This is a genomic window from Virgibacillus chiguensis (assembly GCF_900129865.1).
Taxonomy (GTDB): domain Bacteria; phylum Bacillota; class Bacilli; order Bacillales; family Amphibacillaceae; genus Virgibacillus; species Virgibacillus chiguensis.
The window spans coordinates 120,468-138,832 of record NZ_FQXD01000009.1 but is presented as its reverse complement, the minus strand read 5'-3'; the positions used below and the strand labels follow the sequence as shown (position 1 = coordinate 138,832).

Sequence of the window (18,365 nt, the reverse complement as noted above, 5' to 3'; positions counted from 1 at the left end):
TTACAAATCTCCCATTGTCTTCTCAATATTGTTTTTAATCGTCGTTACCTCTGGGCCATAGATTACTTGAATTCCATTTCCTTTAGCTACAACACCTTTGGCACCAGTTTTCATGAGCGCTTCTTTTTGTACTTGATCTTGCTCGAATACGCTCACCCTTAATCGTGTGGCGCAATTATCTACATCTTTAATATTAGATTTACCACCAAGCCCGTCGATAATAGCGCGTGCTTGTTCTTCTGGAGTAAACATTTGTATATCCATATCTTCTTCTTGACGACCGGGTGTTTTTAAATTGAATTTTACTATAGCAAAACGGAATGTAAAATAGTATAAGAAAAACCAGAACAGACCAATAATTGGAACCCATATCCAATTTGTTTTTTCAACACCTTGTAAAACACCGAAGAGCATAAAATCAATAAAACCACCTGAAAAAGTTTGCCCAATGGTTACTTCAAACATATGTGCGAACATAAACGCTAACCCATCAAAAAAAGCATGAATAACGTACAGAATCGGAGCAACAAATAAGAAGGAAAATTCAATTGGCTCTGTGATCCCTGTTAAAAAAGAGGTTAATCCAGCTGATAACATTAATCCGAGTACGATTTTTTTGTTTTTCGGCTTAGCCGTTTGATAAATAGCCAGACAAGCTCCAATGAGACCAAACATCATCGTAATATGTCTGCCAGCCATAAATCGAGCAGTTCCAATATAAAATTGCTCTACATCGGGCTGTGCTAACTGAGCAAAAAAGATTCTTTGCGTCCCTTCAATTAAAGTACCGTCAACGATCATCGATCCACCAAGACTTGTTGTCCAAAATGGAATGTAAAAAATATGATGTAAACCGAATGGACCAAGTAACCGCAAAATAAATCCATATAAGAACGTTCCTAAATAACCGGTTGCCTCTACTAGCCCACCAAGCGAGAAAATCCCCGTTTGGATGATTGGCCAAATGTAGTATAAAATGACACCTAATAGAATGGACATAAATGCTGTAATAATTGGTATGAATCTTGACCCACCAAAGAAACCTAAAAATTTAGGAAGTTCCACATTATTATATCGTTGATGAAGGAAATAAGTTAAAAGCCCTAAAATAACACCACCAAATACGCCTGTCTCTAAAGATTGAATACCTAGTATTGTTCCTTGACCAACTTCAGCTAAATTATTTTCAGCTAATTTACCAGTAATAGTCAGCATTGCGTTAATTGTCGCATTCATAACTAAATACCCCAATACAGCTGCTAGACCTGCTGTACCTTTATCATTTCTTGCCAGCCCTATTGCGACACCTACGGCAAAAATCAATGCAAGATTTGCAAAAACAATACTACCAGCTGAACTCATAATGGTAAAAATAGCTTGTAACCATTTCTGATCAAGGAAGGTGTATGCCTCTATTGTTGCTGGATTACTAAAAGCTCCTCCAATCCCAAGCAACAAACCTGCTGCAGGTAGCACTGCAATTGGAAGCATAAACGATTTCCCAAACCTTTGCGCTTGCTCAAATAATGCCTTTTTCATTTCTAAACACCTCATCTCTTCTATGTTGTCAAATAAGCTCCACAATCTGTAAGCGTCTACTTTTCAAAGCAATAAAAACATCACTCGCCATGTCAAAAATAATGTCATTCAAATACAATCATTCGCAATCAACATGGTTGTTTGGGTAAATTGGAGCCCATAAAGACTGAAGATAATTTAACTTTTCTCGAATGGTTTTAAAAACGTTTTTGATTGGAATGAAAAGCATTTTGTAAACTATTTACAAAAATATTATAAAACAGATAATAGTTTTAATCAAGTGCAAATATTATCCTCTTATTCTTTTAACAAACTTTACTTTTCTAACGTTTATAAAGTGAACCTGCATGAAGCAGGGGGACATTTCCTTTCATTCCCTACTATTTATTTATAAACCAAGGGGGAGGAACAAAAGGACTGTATGAATAATATGCGGATCCTTGCATGCCTATATTAAAGAAGAACTACTGAACCAAATTAAAGCAAACAAATATAAACCAGGGGACAAAATTCCAACAGAGCTAGAATTGTGTAAAGATTTTAATGTAAGTCGTACTACAGTTAGAACTGCCCTAAACCAATTAACGCTCGAAGGATACTTAGTACGTCATCAAGGGAGGGGTACCTTTGTAGCTGATCAAAAGCTAAAGCAAACGTTAACCCAAACAGTGAAACGCTATAGCGATCAGGTAGCCATTCAAGGAAAAGAGGCAAAAATCTTTGTTCTGTCGATCACTGTTATTCCAGCAAATGAATATTTAAGTCAGCAGCTAGAGGTCGCGCACAACGATCCCATTCAATGTATTGAAAGAATTCGTAAAGCCAATGATGAACCTACACAATATGAAATTGCTTACATCCCTTGGAATGTAGCACCAGGAATCACAGAAACACAAGCGGCTTCATCGCTATACGCTTCCTTAAAAAATGATTTTCAAGTGCATGTTGCAAAAACAATTGAGCATATAGAAATAACGCTGGCGGACGAGATTTGTTCCAAGCATTTAGACTGTGAGTTGCATGCACCTTGTTTTTATATTGAAACCCTTGCTGAAAATGAAAACCAAGAAAAAGTAGAATATTCACGTGCTTATTTTAGAGGAGATAAAACTAATTTTGTATTGAGCGAAATTATCCTAGTACTTAGAACAATACGGCTTGACAGCAAATCTTATGATGCAAGCCACCGTTCGTAAAATGCGAGATATTTTGATGTACAGCTTGCGGCATTTCAACTATTATAAAATATATGGGGGGGGCATATCTCATGAAAATTTTAATCAATGCAGACGATTTTGGCTTAACAAAAGGTGTCACAGAAGGAATTATAAAAGCACATACAGATGGTATTGTTCAATCAACAACACTTATGATGAACGGAAAAGCTACACAATACGCTATTGCAAAAGCAAAAAAACAGCCTTCCTTACAGGTAGGAATTCACCTCGTTTTAACTTGGGGAAAGCCGTTGAATAACGATTTAACCATATTAACTAATAAAGACGGTTTTTTCAAATTTTCAAAATCGGAAAAAGAGCTTCATACAGAAGAATTAACAGCCATTAAAAAAGAGTGGCAAACACAAATAGACGCTTTTCTATCTTCTGGATTACCTCTTCACCATATTGATAGCCACCACCATGTACATGGATGGAAAGCGCTAAAGTCTGTTATTATAGAATTAGCTACAATGTACCAAGTTCCCATTCGTTACACAGAATCGTTACGAAATGAAAGCGATTTGCTATTAACAGAACAGATTTGGACACATTTTTATGATTCTGGGGTGAACAATAATCTCTTTTCTCATTTAAAAAATTTACCAGATAAGCATGTTGAAGTGATGACTCATCCAGGATTTGTTGATGATGATCTACGACAACAAAGTTCTTATACATTGAAGCGAGAAGAAGAATTAGAGTTACTTTGCTCCCTACAATTGCCGAATTGGGCAGAAAAGCTTTAACCGAGTGGCACTCTCCTTAAAAATTGGAAGATGTGAGCTAAATGCAAACATCGCATAAGATTCCAATTCGAATGAGTCCTTCGCCCATATGTTACGTAACAATCCATGTGGCATTGAAAGAAAACGCCAACTAATGGAAGTTTTCCTTCATATATACGTTTTGAAAGATTAGTAGTAAGGAAAATTAGCTCTTGAGGCAAGGACCTTAATGAACAGGGGGGCTTATTCGACACGGGGTCTGTATGGGTCGGGTATGTAGGTGGTGGTGTGAACTATTCGCCACTTAGCATAGCTTGAAGTGGAAAAGACTTCTTTCGCAAATATGTTAATAGCAACTCTTTATGTCTAGTACATGGTTAGTGTATAGCCTTCACTATAGATTAAAATATTTTAATGGAGGAGAACAGATGAACGCTCAACCTGGTTCCATTGCAAAAGTTTGTTTGCTTGCAGGCAAAATCATGCTGGAAAGCGGTGCTGAAACGTATCGTGTAGAGGACACGATGAACCGGATTGCTACATCATTTGGGCTTGAAAACGCTGAAAGTTATGCTACACCTACAGGGGTTCAGTTTTCTACGGAAGGAGAAGTTTCCTATTTTCGGAGAATTTCCAATCGTTCCAATGATCTTCAAAGAATTACAGATGTCAATAGTATATCTAGGCAAATTACAGCCCAATCTTTAGATGCCAAAGAAGCTTTATTGCTTTTAAAAGGAATCGAACATCAAAGTGAAACTTTTCCGCTTTGGTTACAGTTTATAGCTGCTGCCCTTGCTAGCGGAAGTTTTGCCATTATGTTTGGAGGTTCTTGGTCTGATTTTTTACCTGCCTGTATTGCTGGTGCTCTCGGATATGCTGCTATGATTTGGATTGAAAAATTAATTGAAATACGATTCTTTGCTGAATTCATAGCCTCATTTTTCATTGCTGTTATCGCAGCTTTCAGTATTCATGCTGGATTTGGGCAACATTTAGATAAAATTATTATTGGTGCTGTGATGCCGCTTGTCCCTGGTTTACATATTACAAATGCCGTTCGTGATTTAGTTGCTGGTCATTTAGTAGCTGGCATCTCAAAAGGCGTAGAAGCTATATTAACAGCATTTGCGATCGGTGCAGGCGTTGCTGTTCTGTTTGCATTTTTTCCGTAGAATGTATTTATAACGTTAAAAAGTATACACTAAAGCATGGTAACTTATTTAAGCATTTATCCATGATTTCTGTTTTAATGATCTTCACTAGGGAGTGATTACAATGTTACTTGCTCAGCTTATTACAAGTTATGTTGCGGCGGCTGGTTTTGGTATTCTTTTTAATGCACCGAAGCACTCTCTTTTTCAATGCGGTATGGTTGGGATGTTCGGTTGGATGGTTTATTATATTTTAGTTGAACAAGGATTAGATGCTGTTCCTGCTAGTCTTTTTGGTTCTATGCTTGTAGGAATACTTAGTCAACTATGTGCAAAAATATTTAAAATGCCCATTATTATTTTTAATGTTTCAGGCATCATTCCGCTTGTACCTGGTGGTTTAGCATACGATGCGATGCGAAAATTTGTAGAAAATGACTACTATACTGCGGTACAGCTTTCAGCAAAAGTTATGTTACTTGCTGGAGCAATCGCTATCGGATTAATGTTTTCCGAAGTAATTCATCAATTGATGAAAAAAACTTCAGGCTGGCTTCATATAGAATAGTTGATTTTCATATTTTAACCCTATATGATAGTTGTGTTACTAAACAGAAAATGGAGAGGGTTCTATTGAAAACGGTAGATAAACCAAACGTCGTGATTGTCATCTTTGGAGCAACAGGGGATTTATCAAAAAGAAAGTTATTCCCTTCCATTTATCGTCTTTATCAAAACGGAAAAATCGGCGAAGATTTTGCAGTTGTTGGACTTGCTCGCCGTCCGTGGACGAATGATTTCTTTCGCGAAAAAGTATGTGAATCAATAAACGAATCAGAATCAAATCATCAAATAGACTTAGAAGCATTTGCTTCTCATTTTTATTATCAGTCTTTTGATGTTACAGATAGCTCATCTTATACCCATTTAGATGGATTGTTAAATGATCTAGAAGGTCAATACCAAACAGATGGAAATCGAATTTTTTACTTAGCTATGGCTCCGGAATATTTTGGAACGATTGCGAATCAAATTGAACAAAATGGTTTAAAAGAAAGTGTAGGCTGGACAAGGTTGGTCATTGAAAAACCGTTTGGACATGACCACGCCTCGGCAAAAGCGTTGAACAATCAAATCCGCTTAGCATTTAATGAAGATCAAATATACCGTATTGACCATTATTTAGGAAAAGAAATGGTGCAAAATATTGAAGTTATCCGCTTTGCAAACGGAATATTTGAGCATTTATGGAACAACCGATTTATTTCCAATATCCAAGTTACGTCCAGTGAAAAACTCGGTGTCGAAGAACGCGCGCGATATTATGATCGCTCAGGAGCAACAAGAGATATGGTGCAAAACCATATGCTTCAAATGGTCGCCTTACTTGCAATGGAGCCTCCCATTAAGCTAACGCCGGAAGAAATACGTTCAGAAAAAGTGAAAGTCCTACGAGCTCTACGGCTTGTTAAACCAACAGAGGTTGAAAATTATTTCGTCCGTGGTCAATACGGTCCAGGCCCTGTAGGAAAAGGATATCGCGAGGAAGCGCCGGAATTGACAGACTCCATAACAGAAACGTACGTTGCTGGGAAGGTAATGATTGATAATTATCGTTGGGCAGGCGTCCCTTTCTATATTCGGACAGGTAAGAAAATGAAAGAAAAATCAATTAAGATCGTTGTTGAATTTAAAGATATTCCAATGAATCTATATTATAAGGATGAAGCAAAGAGACATCCTAATCTGCTCGTCATCAATATTCAGCCAGACGAAGGCATTACACTTCATTTAAATGCAAAAAAAGCAGGTATAGGTTCCATTGCCCAGCCAATTGAATTATCTTATACAAACAATGGTGTCGATGGAATAAACACACCAGAAGCCTATGAAAAATTAATTTACGATTGTATTATCGGTGATACGACTAACTTTACCCATTGGGATGAAGTAGCCTACTCATGGAAATATGTAGATGCTGTTTTAGACGCATGGTCAAAAACCGAGCCTCTATTTCCAAATTACGCTGCCGGATCAATGGGACCAAAAGCGGCAGATCGCCTACTTGAAAAAGACGGGTTTCATTGGTGGCCAATAACCGATTAAAACTAAAGCTCTTTGCTTTTATAGCAAAGAGCTTTTTTTGTTTACTACGATGATGCGCGAACTTCTGGCTTCCGTGAGCGGTTTTCTGGCTGACGTGAGCGAATTTCTGGCCGGCGTGAGCGATCTTTCCAATGATATGAGCGAAACCCTAGCCGACGCGAGCGATCTTTCCGATGGCATGAGCGGTATCCTGGCCGACGTGAGCTATTTTTCCGATGGCATGAGCGGTATCCTAGCCGACGTGAGCGATCTTTCCAATGATATGAGCGATTTTCTAGCCGACGTGAGCTATTTTTCCGATGGCATGAGCGAAATTCTGGCCGACGCGAGCGGTCTTTCGACTCATATGAGCGAAATCCTAGCCGACGTGAGCGATCTTTCCAATGATATGAGCGAAATCCTAGCTGACGCGAGCGATCTTTCCACTGACATGAGCGAATTTCTGGCCGACGCGAGCGATCTTTCCAAGATATGAGCGAAATCCTAGCCGACGTGAGCGATTTCCGATGGCATGAGCGAATTTCTGGCCGGCGTGAGCGATCTTTCCAATGATATGAGCGAATTTCTGGCCGGCGTGAGCGATCTTTCCAATGATATGAGCGAATTTCTGGCCGACGCGAGCGTTCTTTCGCTGGCATGAGCGAAATCCTAGCCGACGGAGCGTTCTTTCGCTGGCATGAGCGATTTTCTGGCCGACGTGAGCGATCTTTCCGATGGCATGAGCGAAATCCTAGCCGACGCGAGCGATTTTTCGACTGACGCGAGTGATTTCCACGCAGGAGCTATCGAGGTGTCCACACAGAACAAAGGCTCGGGGCGCTGGAGCCGGACGTGGCTATTTCGTTGAACTCGTATGCCAAAGCAACAAATTTTATGCTTTCTTATCTTTTGAAAAAAGGTTCCCTCAGCAGGAACCTTTTTTCATTTTATTTCTTTTTGTGGCGTTTTGTAATTTTTGCAGTTAGATCATCAAATAATGTGTAAATAACTGGGATTAAAAGCAGGGTGAAGATACTGGATATCCCGAGACCAAATATGATTGTAACAGCTAATGGCTGTTGTGTTTCCGCACCTTCTCCTAAAGCCATTGCTAATGGTACCATTGCTAAAATAGTGGTTAGTGTCGTCATTAAGATTGGACGCAATCTACTTGGTCCCGCTTCTAGTATAGCAGCATATCGTTCCATTCCTTTGCGGCGCAAAAGATTAATATAATCTACTAGCACAATAGAGTTATTGACGACAATCCCTGCCAACATAATAATTCCAATAAACGCTGGGATACTTAATGGAATTCCCACAATAAAGAGTCCAAGCATTACTCCAATTACTGTTGTTGGCATAGCAAACATAATGATGAGCGGAAATAGGAAGTTTTCAAACTGAATAGCCATCACCGCATATACAAGGAAAATCGAGAATACTAATGCGATTGCTAAATCAGTAAATGATTCTGTCATATCCTGTGATTGGCCACCAATTTCATAATTGTAACCTTCAGGGAGATCCATGTTATTCAACGTCTGCTCAACATCTTGGGTTATACTCCCTAAATCACGATCAACGATTTGACTGGTCACACTCATTTGTGGTTGCTGATTTTCTCTTTGCAAACTTACAGGTCCACTCATCTGTTTAAATGTAGCTATCTCATCCAAAGAAATGGTTGCACCTTGCGGCGTTTGAATTTTCATATCATGCAGATCCTCTATTTTACTCCGCTTCTCTTCAGGATACATTAATGTAACATCCATCTCCTGGCCTTCTTCTCTATATTTTGTTGCTACTTGACCAGTAAATTGCATTTGAATTTGCCCTAAGACTTGTTCGTGATTCAGTCCATACAGCGCAGCTTTTTCTTGATCTACTTCAATATTCATTTGCGGTACACCTTCAGAAGCCGACGACTCAGGATTATAAATTCCTTCTACTTGTTCAATCTCTTGTACAACTTGTTCAGAAATATCTCTTAACATATCGTGTTCTGGTCCATTTAACTGGATTTGAATCGGATCGCCCATATTCATACCAGAATCCATGGAATGAACAGTAATTTCTGCACCTGCTATTTCCTGCAACTTATCATCTATCTCTTGAACGATTTGTACCGTTGTTTTTTCTCGTTCACCCGAAGGAATCAGCTGCATTGTATAAATGGCCTGATTTCCACTACTGCTTCCGCCTCCAGCAGTCATGCCTCCTCCGCCGACACTGACGTAATTTGTTTCAATCACAGATTCAAATGGCGTTATTTCTTTATTAACTTGATCTACAATGTCTTCTGTATGCTCTAAAGAGCTCCCAGGCGTTGTTTCTACACGGATTTCTAATTGCCCTTGATCTGCGGAAGGTATAAATTCAGCTCCAATAAACGGTGTCAACGCAAGGCTTCCGACAATGCCTAAAATGGTAACAAAAACGGTTGTTTTCCGATGACCAAGCACCCATTTAAGAACCTTTTGATATTTGGCATTTACCCAGCCTAAAAAGCGATCGAACCAATAACGTTTCCCACCATCTTGCAACGCTTTTTGTAACAGCTTAGATGAGAGCATTGGCACTAAAGTGATTGCTACCACTAAAGAAGTGATTAGCGAAAACGAAACTGCTAGTGCCAAAGGTGTAAACATGTCTGACGCAATTCCTTCTACATAAATAATTGGTAGAAATACAACTAATGTTGTCGTCGTTGAAGCAATTACCGCAGGAGCTAACTCCGTCGCTCCTTGTATAGCCGCATCTTTCAAATTATAGCCACGTTGTCTATATGAATAAATATGTTCCAAGATAACAATAGAGCTATCTACCATCATGCCTAGCCCAAGTGCTAGACCACCTAAAGTTAATATATTTAATGTTTCACCTGTAAAGTACATCAAAATAAACGTTGTTATAATCGCAATTGGTATCGATAAACCAATAACAATCGTTGCGCGTACACTTTTTAAAAAGAGAAGCAGAATAAATATGGAGATAACCCCACCAATTAAAATGTTTTGCACAACAGAATCAATCGACATTTGAATGAAATCAGATGTGTCAATAATAACATCTAAATTGGCATCTGAAGGTAAATCTTGTTTTATTTCTTTTAAACTATCTTCTATATTGGTAGCTACTTCCACTGTATTACTATCTGTCTTTTTTAAAATAGATAACACTACAGAAGGCTTACCGTTAACTAGGGTTAACCCAGCATCTGTTTTAAAATCGTCTTTCACTTCAGCTAAATCATCAACATGCACCGTTGCGCCAGATTCCGTTTGAACGATCGTTTGTTTGATATCCTCTAATGATTCAAAATCCCCGGTTACTCGAATTTGTAAATCTTTGTCACCTTTCTCCACTGTACCTACTGACGCTGATTGATTCGTACTCGACAACGCCTGCATAATAGCTTGGGAAGTAGTTCCATACTGTTGTAGTTTAGCTTCATCAAGAATTAATTGAATCTCTCGTTCTTTTCCACCTTCTACATTAACAGAACCTACACCACCTTGTCGCTCCAAAAATGGAACGACTTGTTCATCAGCGGTTTCCGTTAACGACGCTACATTTTCTCCAGTTAAACCAATCCACATAACAGGCAGTTGGTCTGGATTAAAACGCATGATACTTGGGTCCCCTGCTTGACTAGGAAGAACCCCTTTCACTTGGTCAACACTTTCTCTTACATCCAATAAAGCTTGATCTAAATCTGTGCCATTTTTAAACATAAGTAAGACAAGCGAAGAACCGGCTTGCGATTGCGATTGTACGGTTTCAATTCCTTCTACAGTGCTTACCGCTGATTCAATTGGTCTACTAATTAAATTTTCTACTTCTTGTGGCGCTGCATCTTGATAAGATGTCGCTACAACTGCTACTGGGAGATCAATTTTTGGGAAAAGATCTACAGTCAAGCTCCGTAAAGAAACAGCTCCCAGAGCTAGCAGAGCAACAACAATCATAATAACGCCAACGGGACGTTTAACAGATGTTTTAATTAACTTCAAGGTTTACTCCCCTTTCGCAACTTTAACCTGGCTTCCATCCTTTAACGATAGTTGTCCTTTTACGATAACTTGATCGCCAGATTTTACGTCGCCTTCAATTGCCGTTTCTTCTGTTTGTGATTCTTCCACAGAAACGTCCACACGCTTTGCTTGCTTATCTTTTACAATATAGACAAACGATTCACCGCCTTGTTCTTCCACAGCAGTGGTTGGAACTACGATAGCATCTTTTATTGTCGTTTCCGTTACGATTAACTGAGCGGTCATGCCTGGTAATAGCTCGGAATCTTCATTATCGATCTCCGCTTCTACAGGATAAAGTCCTGTATCATTTGGAACGGAACCAACAGAAGTAATCGTTGCTTTCCATTCTTTTCCTTCTATATGAAGAGGTAGCTCATCATCTTCTTCCAATAGTTTACGATCACTTGCTGTTACAGACAATTCCACTGTTAAAGGATGAAAATCTGCAACAATCGCTAGAGGTTCTTCTTGAGACACCATTTCTCCCTCATTTGCGGTTAGTTGAACAAGCTTGCCATCTTTAGGTGCACGAATACTTTGGCTTCCAGCTTGTGAAATGATCGTGGCAATAACATCATTTTCCTCCACCTGGTCTCCATTGTTAACCTTTAACTCATCAATTTTTCCTGAGGCTTGCAACATCACGGGACTGGAAACAGAGGGACGCGTTCTGCCATAAATACTTTTTTCAATTTCAATAGAACCTTCCTTTACCTCTTCTGTTTCCACAGGTACTACGCGCTTTTCCTTTTCCTCTTTTGTTTCTTCTTGATTACATGCAGCTAATAAAAAAATCATCCATACAACCGTTCCAACAATTATAATCTTCTTCACCTGTGTTGCTCCTCTCCATCACTAGCAAGCTGTTATAATAATTCAATATTCAATATAGTAGCGATTTTACTGACATCTTCTATTAATATATCATAGGCATAAAAATGGGCCAGTAAACCTTGAATAACAACGATATTACAATCTTCAAGCCCTTCTTTTTCCAATAGGCGGACAACTTCATATAATCGCTCTTTTTTGCTTTGTTGCACATCTAACAATACTATCTTTTCTTTTAAAGCGTTTAAAACCTTTTGCAATGTTTGCTTCTCCAAGGTAGATCTTCTCGTTGATTTGTAGATTTCCGGGATTTGTGCCATATCGACCAGTCCGGAAGATTCTCGCTTTAACATACCCATTATTAAATCATGCAAACGCCGAACAATAAATTCCCCCGCTTGCTCTTTATCAAGATCAACATTTTCCAAAACAAACCAATGGAAATAACTATGTAATAAGCCTTCTGCTTGAATAATCGAATCGATTAAAAATTCCCGCAATTGCTTCCCATATATCTTTTCTAAGTTGTCCTTCAACCAATGAAAATGATCTACCCTTACATCAGATAATTGTTGATCCAACTCCTCAATAATAAGGATATTACTTCTAAAATACATCATAATATGGTCCTTATGTTGTTCCATATATTTCATTAATATGGCTATTTGTTTGGCAAAGCATTCCTTGTCGTCACCCTCCACATCTACCTGGCTCAGTTCTTCCATAACCTGTATGTGAAATGCTTTTACAGTTGTTATCGTAAATGCTTTTTTAGATGGAAAATAACTGTAAAAAGAACCCTTTGAAATACCTGCTTTATTGGCAATTTCTTGAACAGACGTATTATGATAGCCTTTTTCAGCAATTAATTTCATGCCAATTTCCATTAATTTCTTTTTCTTTTCAAGCATTGCCTTCACCTATTTCTTTTACGAAACATAGCGGAAAATGTTTCAATGAATTCATTTTTTGAAACTTTCATAAAAAGATGTTACTTAAACGTAGCAACATCCTTGATTGACTAACTGGTCAGTCAATCAAGGATGTTCATAGGATAACAGTATTTGCGTTGTAAACACAAGTTAAAAAACTCACTTATTTTCATTCGAAAAGAAAAAAGTATTATATAAAATAGGTAAACAAGGCTAGATATCGCACATTATCAATTGAACAGTTCTCGGTAGTCGTTAAGTTTTTTTACCAACTATTCTTTGACAACCATGAAATCAAGCCAAGTAATTTAATACATCGTTATTTATATTTTGTCATATAGATGTATCACATACTTACAAAAATCGGTATAACTCACTAAGCAGTCACAATCGTTTTAGGCGTGATCTCGGTATAGGGAATTTTGATTGTCCAAAGAGAAATGTTCGATTCAAATGGACGATTACCTGACTTGTCCGCTTATACTGTAAATCGAAAGTATTCATCGATATATCCAATTGAATCCCTGAACCATCGAAAAAAGTAACATATGTACCACTTTTATTTTCCTCAAAACCGTATATATGATGATACGTAAGCCAAACATTATTTTTATTTTTTACAGAAGCTGTTGGCATCATAAATACACCTTTATCTGGTATCACAGGTACAGGAAGCTTACTTGATGAATCGAGTATATCTTTTACAGCTAGCCTTCTCCCCTCTAATGAAGATCCGTATATTAAACAACTATTATCTAAAATTTGTTCTGGTTTATGAATAGACATTTTCTCAGCCCTTCCACTTTCCATAATCCGCGAACGATAATAGCTATGTTCATTCCTGTATATTGCTTTTGTATGCGGTGATATGACATACAACGATGTAATCCTCTGTTTCAATCCGTATCCACCTTTCTTCCCATCAGATTTTCCAGTCTGCTTAGAAAGACTTTGTTTTTCTTATACTATAAACCAAAAAAATCTTATGCTTTCCTATAGTGAGAAAATCACAGTTCTATTTACTTTTTATTGTACTATCTCCATTACTCGTTGTCTCGGTTTGCCAACCTAGTAAAGCGAAGGACATTTGTTAACAGGAGTTGTTTCGTGTACGATCTTAAACATGCTTTTTAATCTAGTTATTACTTAAAATTCATCCAAAATCCGTACCTAAAATGGCATGAAGGATAATTCATTTAAGAAGAACTTATCGATCGTTTTTTATTTATCTGTCGAATGAACTGCTCCAGTCCTTAGAAAAAATGGTAAACAAAAGCAGAACACAAATAAACTACATGGTGTTCTGCCTTTATTAAGTAAAATATTTCGTACTATACCTTGGCTATTGCCTTCACTTGTGGTAAATATTCCTTATTTACCACGTTGTGAATTGCAATAACTCTATATCATAACATAGAGCCATGAAAAGTGAATCTTCCAGCAGTGAGGGTTTTATTTTCCCCAATGATTATTCGTATCCCAAGGATATAGACCAGGCTAATTACAAATGGACTTTTTATGCCCTGTTTTCTTTCTTTTAGCATCAGGCTCATAACACTTAATCCTTGAAACGAGATGCTTACATTACCTTAAGTTTGCGATAAAACTCCTTTTGACAAACTTATTGAATACTCTAGCTTGTCACTATCTAGCTACTTGTTATGCATGGAAGTACTATTATTGGTTTTTCTCGTTTTGCTTTTTTTCATCTTCCATCATATTGTCATTGCCATTGTCGTTCATGTTACCGTTATCTTCATCCTGTAATTCTTGATCGTTTTCATCCATCCCACCATTATCATCAGCAGGATTGTTGTTATTGTTGTTATTGTTGTTATCCTGTTCCTCCATTGGAGCCTCATCAGCAGGATCTTCGTCATTACCCATATTACAAGCTGTTATTAGTGATAATACTAAAACAGAAGCACCAAACTTCATGATAAGCTTTGATTTCATGTATACTACCTCCTTTTATAATTGGTTCGTTTTTTATCTTAACCAACTTAAAAGAAGTCATACTTTTTTTTATCCATTTTCAACTATTTCATGTCTTTTTTTATGTTGATAGCTATTCACCTATCGGAATAATGATGAGCTCACCGGTGTAATTATTTAATAGCAAACATGATTTCCGCCTCGCAAGCTACCTCTCCATCTACTTTGGCAACTGCTTTTCCTTTACCAATCGGGCCTTTTAAGCGCAAAATTTCCACTTCCATTTGCAATTGATCTCCTGGACGAACTTGACGTTTAAAACGACAGTTATCAATTCCTGCTAAGAAGCCAATTTTTCCACGATTCTCTTCTTTTCCTAGAATAGAAATGGCACCAAGCTGAGCTAAAGCTTCGATAATAAGCACTCCTGGCATCACCGCATATTCAGGAAAATGCCCTTGAAAAAAAGGTTCATTCGCTGTAACATTTTTCAATCCAGCAACACGCTTTCCTTCCTCTATCTCTGTTACTCGATCTACTAGTAAAAACGGATAACGATGAGGAATAATCTCTTTAATTTGTTCTACATCCATAGGTATAGCCTCTTTTCTAAATTTATATTATACGTATGTTTACCTTTCTCGTTGAAAAAACACCTACGTCATGATGCGACAAAGGTGCTACTTTGATTTTGTAACAATATCAATAATATGCTGCCACGTTTCTATTTTTAACACGTCTAGTGGTGATCCATCACCAATGACTCCATAGCCAACCATTAATCCAACAACCAAGGCAATCATACAAAATAATAAAGTAACGATGATACGTAACCAAATCGGAAAAATACGCACCCTTAGCCGAACACTCTTTTTATTTGGTGTTTGCTTACCATTCTCCTTGTCTTGATTATGGTGGCTTGGCTCATTATGAGCTTCCGTTTCTTGTTGTTTGCTTTGCCAAAGTTGTTTCCATGCTTTCATAAACGAATTATATTTGCCTTTGAAAGTTGGATTCTTTTGCATGGACATATTCTTTCTCCTTACTATTTACATTAACTGAATCTTCAATCAGAAGGGGGCTTTCTTGTGTCCCCCTCCAATTGTTTAGTAGCCCAAGGGTATGACCCAAAGACATCACGCATTAACGTAGCTGATTAATTAACCCAGACATTTGATCGCCCGTAGAAATCGTCCTAGCATTAAATTGATAAGCTCGCTGTGTCATAATTAAATCAGACATTTCCTTGGACATGTTTACGTTAGAAGCTTCTAATTTTCCACTTTCAAGCATTTTACCACCAGCTGCTGGTTGAATAGCATCAGCAAATGCTACTTGCGCATTTGCTTCCTCAGATAAACGAAATGCATTTTCTCCTGCAGCTTCAAGTAAATGAGGTCGCAAAGCTTCAACAACAGCAAGTGTTCCCACAACTTCACTGTCATCGCCACGTTTCACTACGATCTGTCCATTTGGCTGTACAGAAATGTCATCAAATCCAGCAGCTGTAATAATCGGACCATCAGCGCCTAAAATAGCATGTCCGTTCTTATCCACAAGCATCACTTCTTGATTTCCGTTTATCGGACTTAGATAAAATGCGCCATCCCTTGTATAACGTGTTTCTGTTACTCCATTTTCTGTTGCTTCTACTTGAAAGAAAAGATTTGGTGCTAACAATGCCGTATCCAAACTGCGATCCGTCTTACGCAAAGAGCCAACTTGGAAATCTGCGTTAATGGAGCCCAATTTTGCTCCAGAGCCAATTCGCAACCCGTCTGGAGTCAATCTCCCTTCCGCATTTGCCGGATCTGAAAGATTATCCATTTGTTGAAAAAGCAGTGAAGAAAAGTTTGCTTGTCTACTTTTATAACCAGTTGTTTGACTATTAGCCATATTATTACCAATAACGTCCATTTTATTTTGCAGTTGATTCATTGTTACCGCAGCCTGAATCATCGTTCTTGACATAGTCATCTCTCCTCTATACTAAACGTCCAATTTCGCTAACTGCTTTTTCCATACTTTGATCGTACGCTTTTAGTACACGCTGGTTCGTTTCAAATAACCGATAAGATTCCATCATTTGTGTCATTGCCTGTAAAGCGTCCACATTCGATCTTTCCAGAAAGCCTTGTTTTACGGAATAAATAGCTTCTGCGGGAACTGCTTCCACATCTCCTGTGTACACATTATTTCCTTCTTTAACCATTGTGTTTGCATCCGTACTATAAGCAATTCCTAAAGCCGTTGCGCCATCAGCAGTTTGTAATAGACCATCAGAGGTTACTGTAAAGTCCATATCATTTGTTTCAATAGGCTCCCCATTCTCATCTAACACATAGTATCCTTCGTTAGTAACTAAAAATCCGGCGCCATCTACGGTAAAGTTCCCATTTCTAGTATAACGTACATCGCCTGATTCATTTTGCACGGTAAAAAAGAGCGCTCCGGTTTCATCAGGTAAATCTCTTTGAGTTAATGCAAGATCCGTAGATATCCCCGTCTCTTGGACATCTCCTTGTTCAAAATTTGGAATCATTTCTTGAACATATACTCCCGTATTTAGCGAACCTATTGGTTGCTGAAATGGAACATTTGGTTTATTTTGTACTGGAAGCTTTTTTCCTGACATTTGATGTAATAGCATTTCAGGAAAAGCACGCAACGTCGTTTGATCTGCTTTATAGCCCGGAGTATTCGTATTAGAAATATTATTTGCAAAAGCTTCTTGCTGTCGTTGTTGTGCGATCATGCCATTAGCAGCTGTATAAAAGCCTCTTAACACTAACGTTACCTCCTTGATTATACCAAGATATTTATATCACATTTTTCTGGTTTACTTTGTCAATGTTTTCTAACATCATACCAGTACCTTTAGCGACACAATTCATTGGCTCTTCAGCAATAAAAACAGGCACCTTTAATTCCTCAGCCAGTAATTCATCGATACCATGAATCAAGGCACCGCCACCTGTTAAAATAACGCCTCTATCTATAATATCGGCAGAAAGTTCTGGAGGTGTACGTTCTAAGACAGATTTTGCAGCTTGTACAATGAGATAAACAGATTCACGCAATGCTTCTTCAATTTCTTTGGAGTTCACTGTAATTGTTCGAGGTAAACCAGAGACCATATCACGTCCTCTAATTTCCATTTCTTCATTACGCGAACCTTGGAAAACAGTAGCGACGTTAATTTTAATTTCTTCTGCCGTTCGCTCACCGATCAACAATTTATACTGTTTCTTTATGTATTGAAGAATTTCGCTATCGAAATTATCACCAGCCATTTTAATGGACTCAGATGTAACAATATCTCCCATTGAAAGAACAGCTACATCCGTCGTACCGCCACCAATATCAACGACCATATTCCCACTCGGTTGAAATATCTCCATACCTGCACCGATTGCAGCTACTTTTGGTTCTTCTTCTAAATAAATCTTTTTACCACCTGATTTTTCTGCTGCCTCTTTAATCGCTTTTTGTTCCACCTTTGTAATATTGGTAGGACAGCATATTAAAATTCTTGGTTTCGCTAAAAATCCTTTTACATTAATCTTATTGATGAAATGCTTTAACATAGCTTCAGTAACATCAAAATCAGCAATTACTCCATCCTTCAATGGACGAATTGCCGCAATATTTCCTGGTGTTCGACCAACCATTTTCCTAGCTGCCTCGCCAACTTCCAAAACTTTTCCTGTATTTCGATCCATGGCAACAACAGACGGCTCATTCAAAACAATCCCTTTTCCTTTGAGATGAATTAAGACATTTGCTGTTCCAAGATCAATTCCTATATCCCTTGAAAACATGGGCTAATATCCTCCTAATTACAAACTATATCTTTATTTTGTCCATACTACCTCTAATATATTATTTTACCACAATTCTCTAC

The 18,365-nt window shown here is 38.0% G+C and carries 18 protein-coding genes; 7 read left to right on the top strand and 11 right to left on the bottom strand.

What is annotated here, in order from left to right:
• Nucleotides 1-1,539: a PTS transporter subunit EIIC gene (locus BUB45_RS11735; protein WP_073009367.1), complete on the bottom strand. Its 1,539-nt coding sequence runs from the start codon at nucleotides 1,537-1,539 to the stop codon at nucleotides 1-3.
• A gap of 440 nt (nucleotides 1,540-1,979) precedes the next feature.
• Here BUB45_RS11735 and BUB45_RS11730 point away from each other — a divergent pair, with 440 nt between their 5' ends.
• From BUB45_RS11730 to BUB45_RS20645, 7 genes are all read left to right on the top strand, one after another.
• Entirely contained in the window at nucleotides 1,980-2,735 is a 756-nt protein-coding gene (locus BUB45_RS11730; RefSeq protein WP_244527724.1) for a GntR family transcriptional regulator, read from the top strand.
• 71 nt (nucleotides 2,736-2,806) lie between these two features.
• Nucleotides 2,807-3,505, top strand: coding sequence for a chitin disaccharide deacetylase (gene chbG, locus BUB45_RS11725; protein WP_073009365.1), 699 nt, complete (start codon nucleotides 2,807-2,809; stop codon nucleotides 3,503-3,505).
• Between the two features lie 407 nt (nucleotides 3,506-3,912).
• Nucleotides 3,913-4,659, top strand: a complete 747-nt coding sequence (locus BUB45_RS11720; protein WP_073009362.1) for a threonine/serine exporter family protein — start codon at nucleotides 3,913-3,915, stop codon at nucleotides 4,657-4,659.
• 103 nt (nucleotides 4,660-4,762) lie between these two features.
• Nucleotides 4,763-5,206 (top strand): threonine/serine exporter family protein, encoded by a 444-nt coding sequence (locus BUB45_RS11715; RefSeq protein WP_073009359.1) that lies wholly within the window; start codon nucleotides 4,763-4,765, stop codon nucleotides 5,204-5,206.
• A gap of 50 nt (nucleotides 5,207-5,256) precedes the next feature.
• The gene (gene zwf, locus BUB45_RS11710; protein ID WP_139300148.1) at nucleotides 5,257-6,744 is read left to right on the top strand and encodes a glucose-6-phosphate dehydrogenase; all 1,488 of its coding nucleotides are present in this window, start codon (nucleotides 5,257-5,259) and stop codon (nucleotides 6,742-6,744) included.
• Between the two features lie 49 nt (nucleotides 6,745-6,793).
• Complete coding sequence (locus BUB45_RS11705) at nucleotides 6,794-7,219, top strand: hypothetical protein (RefSeq protein WP_139300147.1); 426 nt, start codon at nucleotides 6,794-6,796, stop codon at nucleotides 7,217-7,219.
• A gap of 36 nt (nucleotides 7,220-7,255) precedes the next feature.
• Nucleotides 7,256-7,384 carry a hypothetical protein gene (locus BUB45_RS20645; protein WP_280157455.1) on the top strand — a complete coding sequence of 43 codons (129 nt, stop codon included), beginning with the start codon at nucleotides 7,256-7,258 and terminating at the stop codon, nucleotides 7,382-7,384.
• Nucleotides 7,385-7,670: 286 nt separating this feature from the next.
• Here the strand turns inward: BUB45_RS20645 and BUB45_RS11700 are convergent, their stop codons facing one another.
• The 10 genes from BUB45_RS11700 to mreB form a co-directional block, all read right to left on the bottom strand.
• Nucleotides 7,671-10,739 (bottom strand): efflux RND transporter permease subunit, encoded by a 3,069-nt coding sequence (locus BUB45_RS11700; RefSeq protein ID WP_073009352.1) that lies wholly within the window; start codon nucleotides 10,737-10,739, stop codon nucleotides 7,671-7,673.
• Nucleotides 10,740-10,742: 3 nt separating this feature from the next.
• Nucleotides 10,743-11,597 carry an efflux RND transporter periplasmic adaptor subunit gene (locus BUB45_RS11695; protein ID WP_073009349.1) on the bottom strand — a complete coding sequence of 285 codons (855 nt, stop codon included), beginning with the start codon at nucleotides 11,595-11,597 and terminating at the stop codon, nucleotides 10,743-10,745.
• Between the two features lie 32 nt (nucleotides 11,598-11,629).
• Nucleotides 11,630-12,505, bottom strand: a complete 876-nt coding sequence (locus BUB45_RS11690; RefSeq protein WP_073009346.1) for a TetR/AcrR family transcriptional regulator — start codon at nucleotides 12,503-12,505, stop codon at nucleotides 11,630-11,632.
• Between the two features lie 405 nt (nucleotides 12,506-12,910).
• Nucleotides 12,911-13,426, bottom strand: coding sequence for a competence protein ComK (locus tag BUB45_RS11685; RefSeq protein ID WP_073009343.1), 516 nt, complete (start codon nucleotides 13,424-13,426; stop codon nucleotides 12,911-12,913).
• A 777-nt stretch (nucleotides 13,427-14,203) separates the two neighbouring features.
• Nucleotides 14,204-14,482: a hypothetical protein gene (locus BUB45_RS11680; protein ID WP_073009341.1), complete on the bottom strand. Its 279-nt coding sequence runs from the start codon at nucleotides 14,480-14,482 to the stop codon at nucleotides 14,204-14,206.
• A gap of 152 nt (nucleotides 14,483-14,634) precedes the next feature.
• On the bottom strand, nucleotides 14,635-15,054 hold the full coding sequence (gene fabZ / locus BUB45_RS11675) for a 3-hydroxyacyl-ACP dehydratase FabZ (RefSeq protein WP_073009338.1): 420 nt from the start codon (nucleotides 15,052-15,054) through the stop codon (nucleotides 14,635-14,637).
• A gap of 87 nt (nucleotides 15,055-15,141) precedes the next feature.
• Nucleotides 15,142-15,492 carry a DNA-directed RNA polymerase subunit beta gene (locus tag BUB45_RS11670; RefSeq protein ID WP_240458747.1) on the bottom strand — a complete coding sequence of 117 codons (351 nt, stop codon included), beginning with the start codon at nucleotides 15,490-15,492 and terminating at the stop codon, nucleotides 15,142-15,144.
• A gap of 112 nt (nucleotides 15,493-15,604) precedes the next feature.
• Nucleotides 15,605-16,432, bottom strand: coding sequence for a flagellar hook-basal body protein (locus BUB45_RS11665; RefSeq protein ID WP_073009336.1), 828 nt, complete (start codon nucleotides 16,430-16,432; stop codon nucleotides 15,605-15,607).
• Nucleotides 16,433-16,445: 13 nt separating this feature from the next.
• Nucleotides 16,446-17,249, bottom strand: coding sequence for a flagellar hook-basal body protein (locus tag BUB45_RS11660; protein ID WP_073009333.1), 804 nt, complete (start codon nucleotides 17,247-17,249; stop codon nucleotides 16,446-16,448).
• Nucleotides 17,250-17,280: 31 nt separating this feature from the next.
• Nucleotides 17,281-18,282, bottom strand: coding sequence for a rod shape-determining protein (mreB, locus tag BUB45_RS11655; RefSeq protein ID WP_073009330.1), 1,002 nt, complete (start codon nucleotides 18,280-18,282; stop codon nucleotides 17,281-17,283).
• Nucleotides 18,283-18,365: the final 83 nt, after the last annotated feature.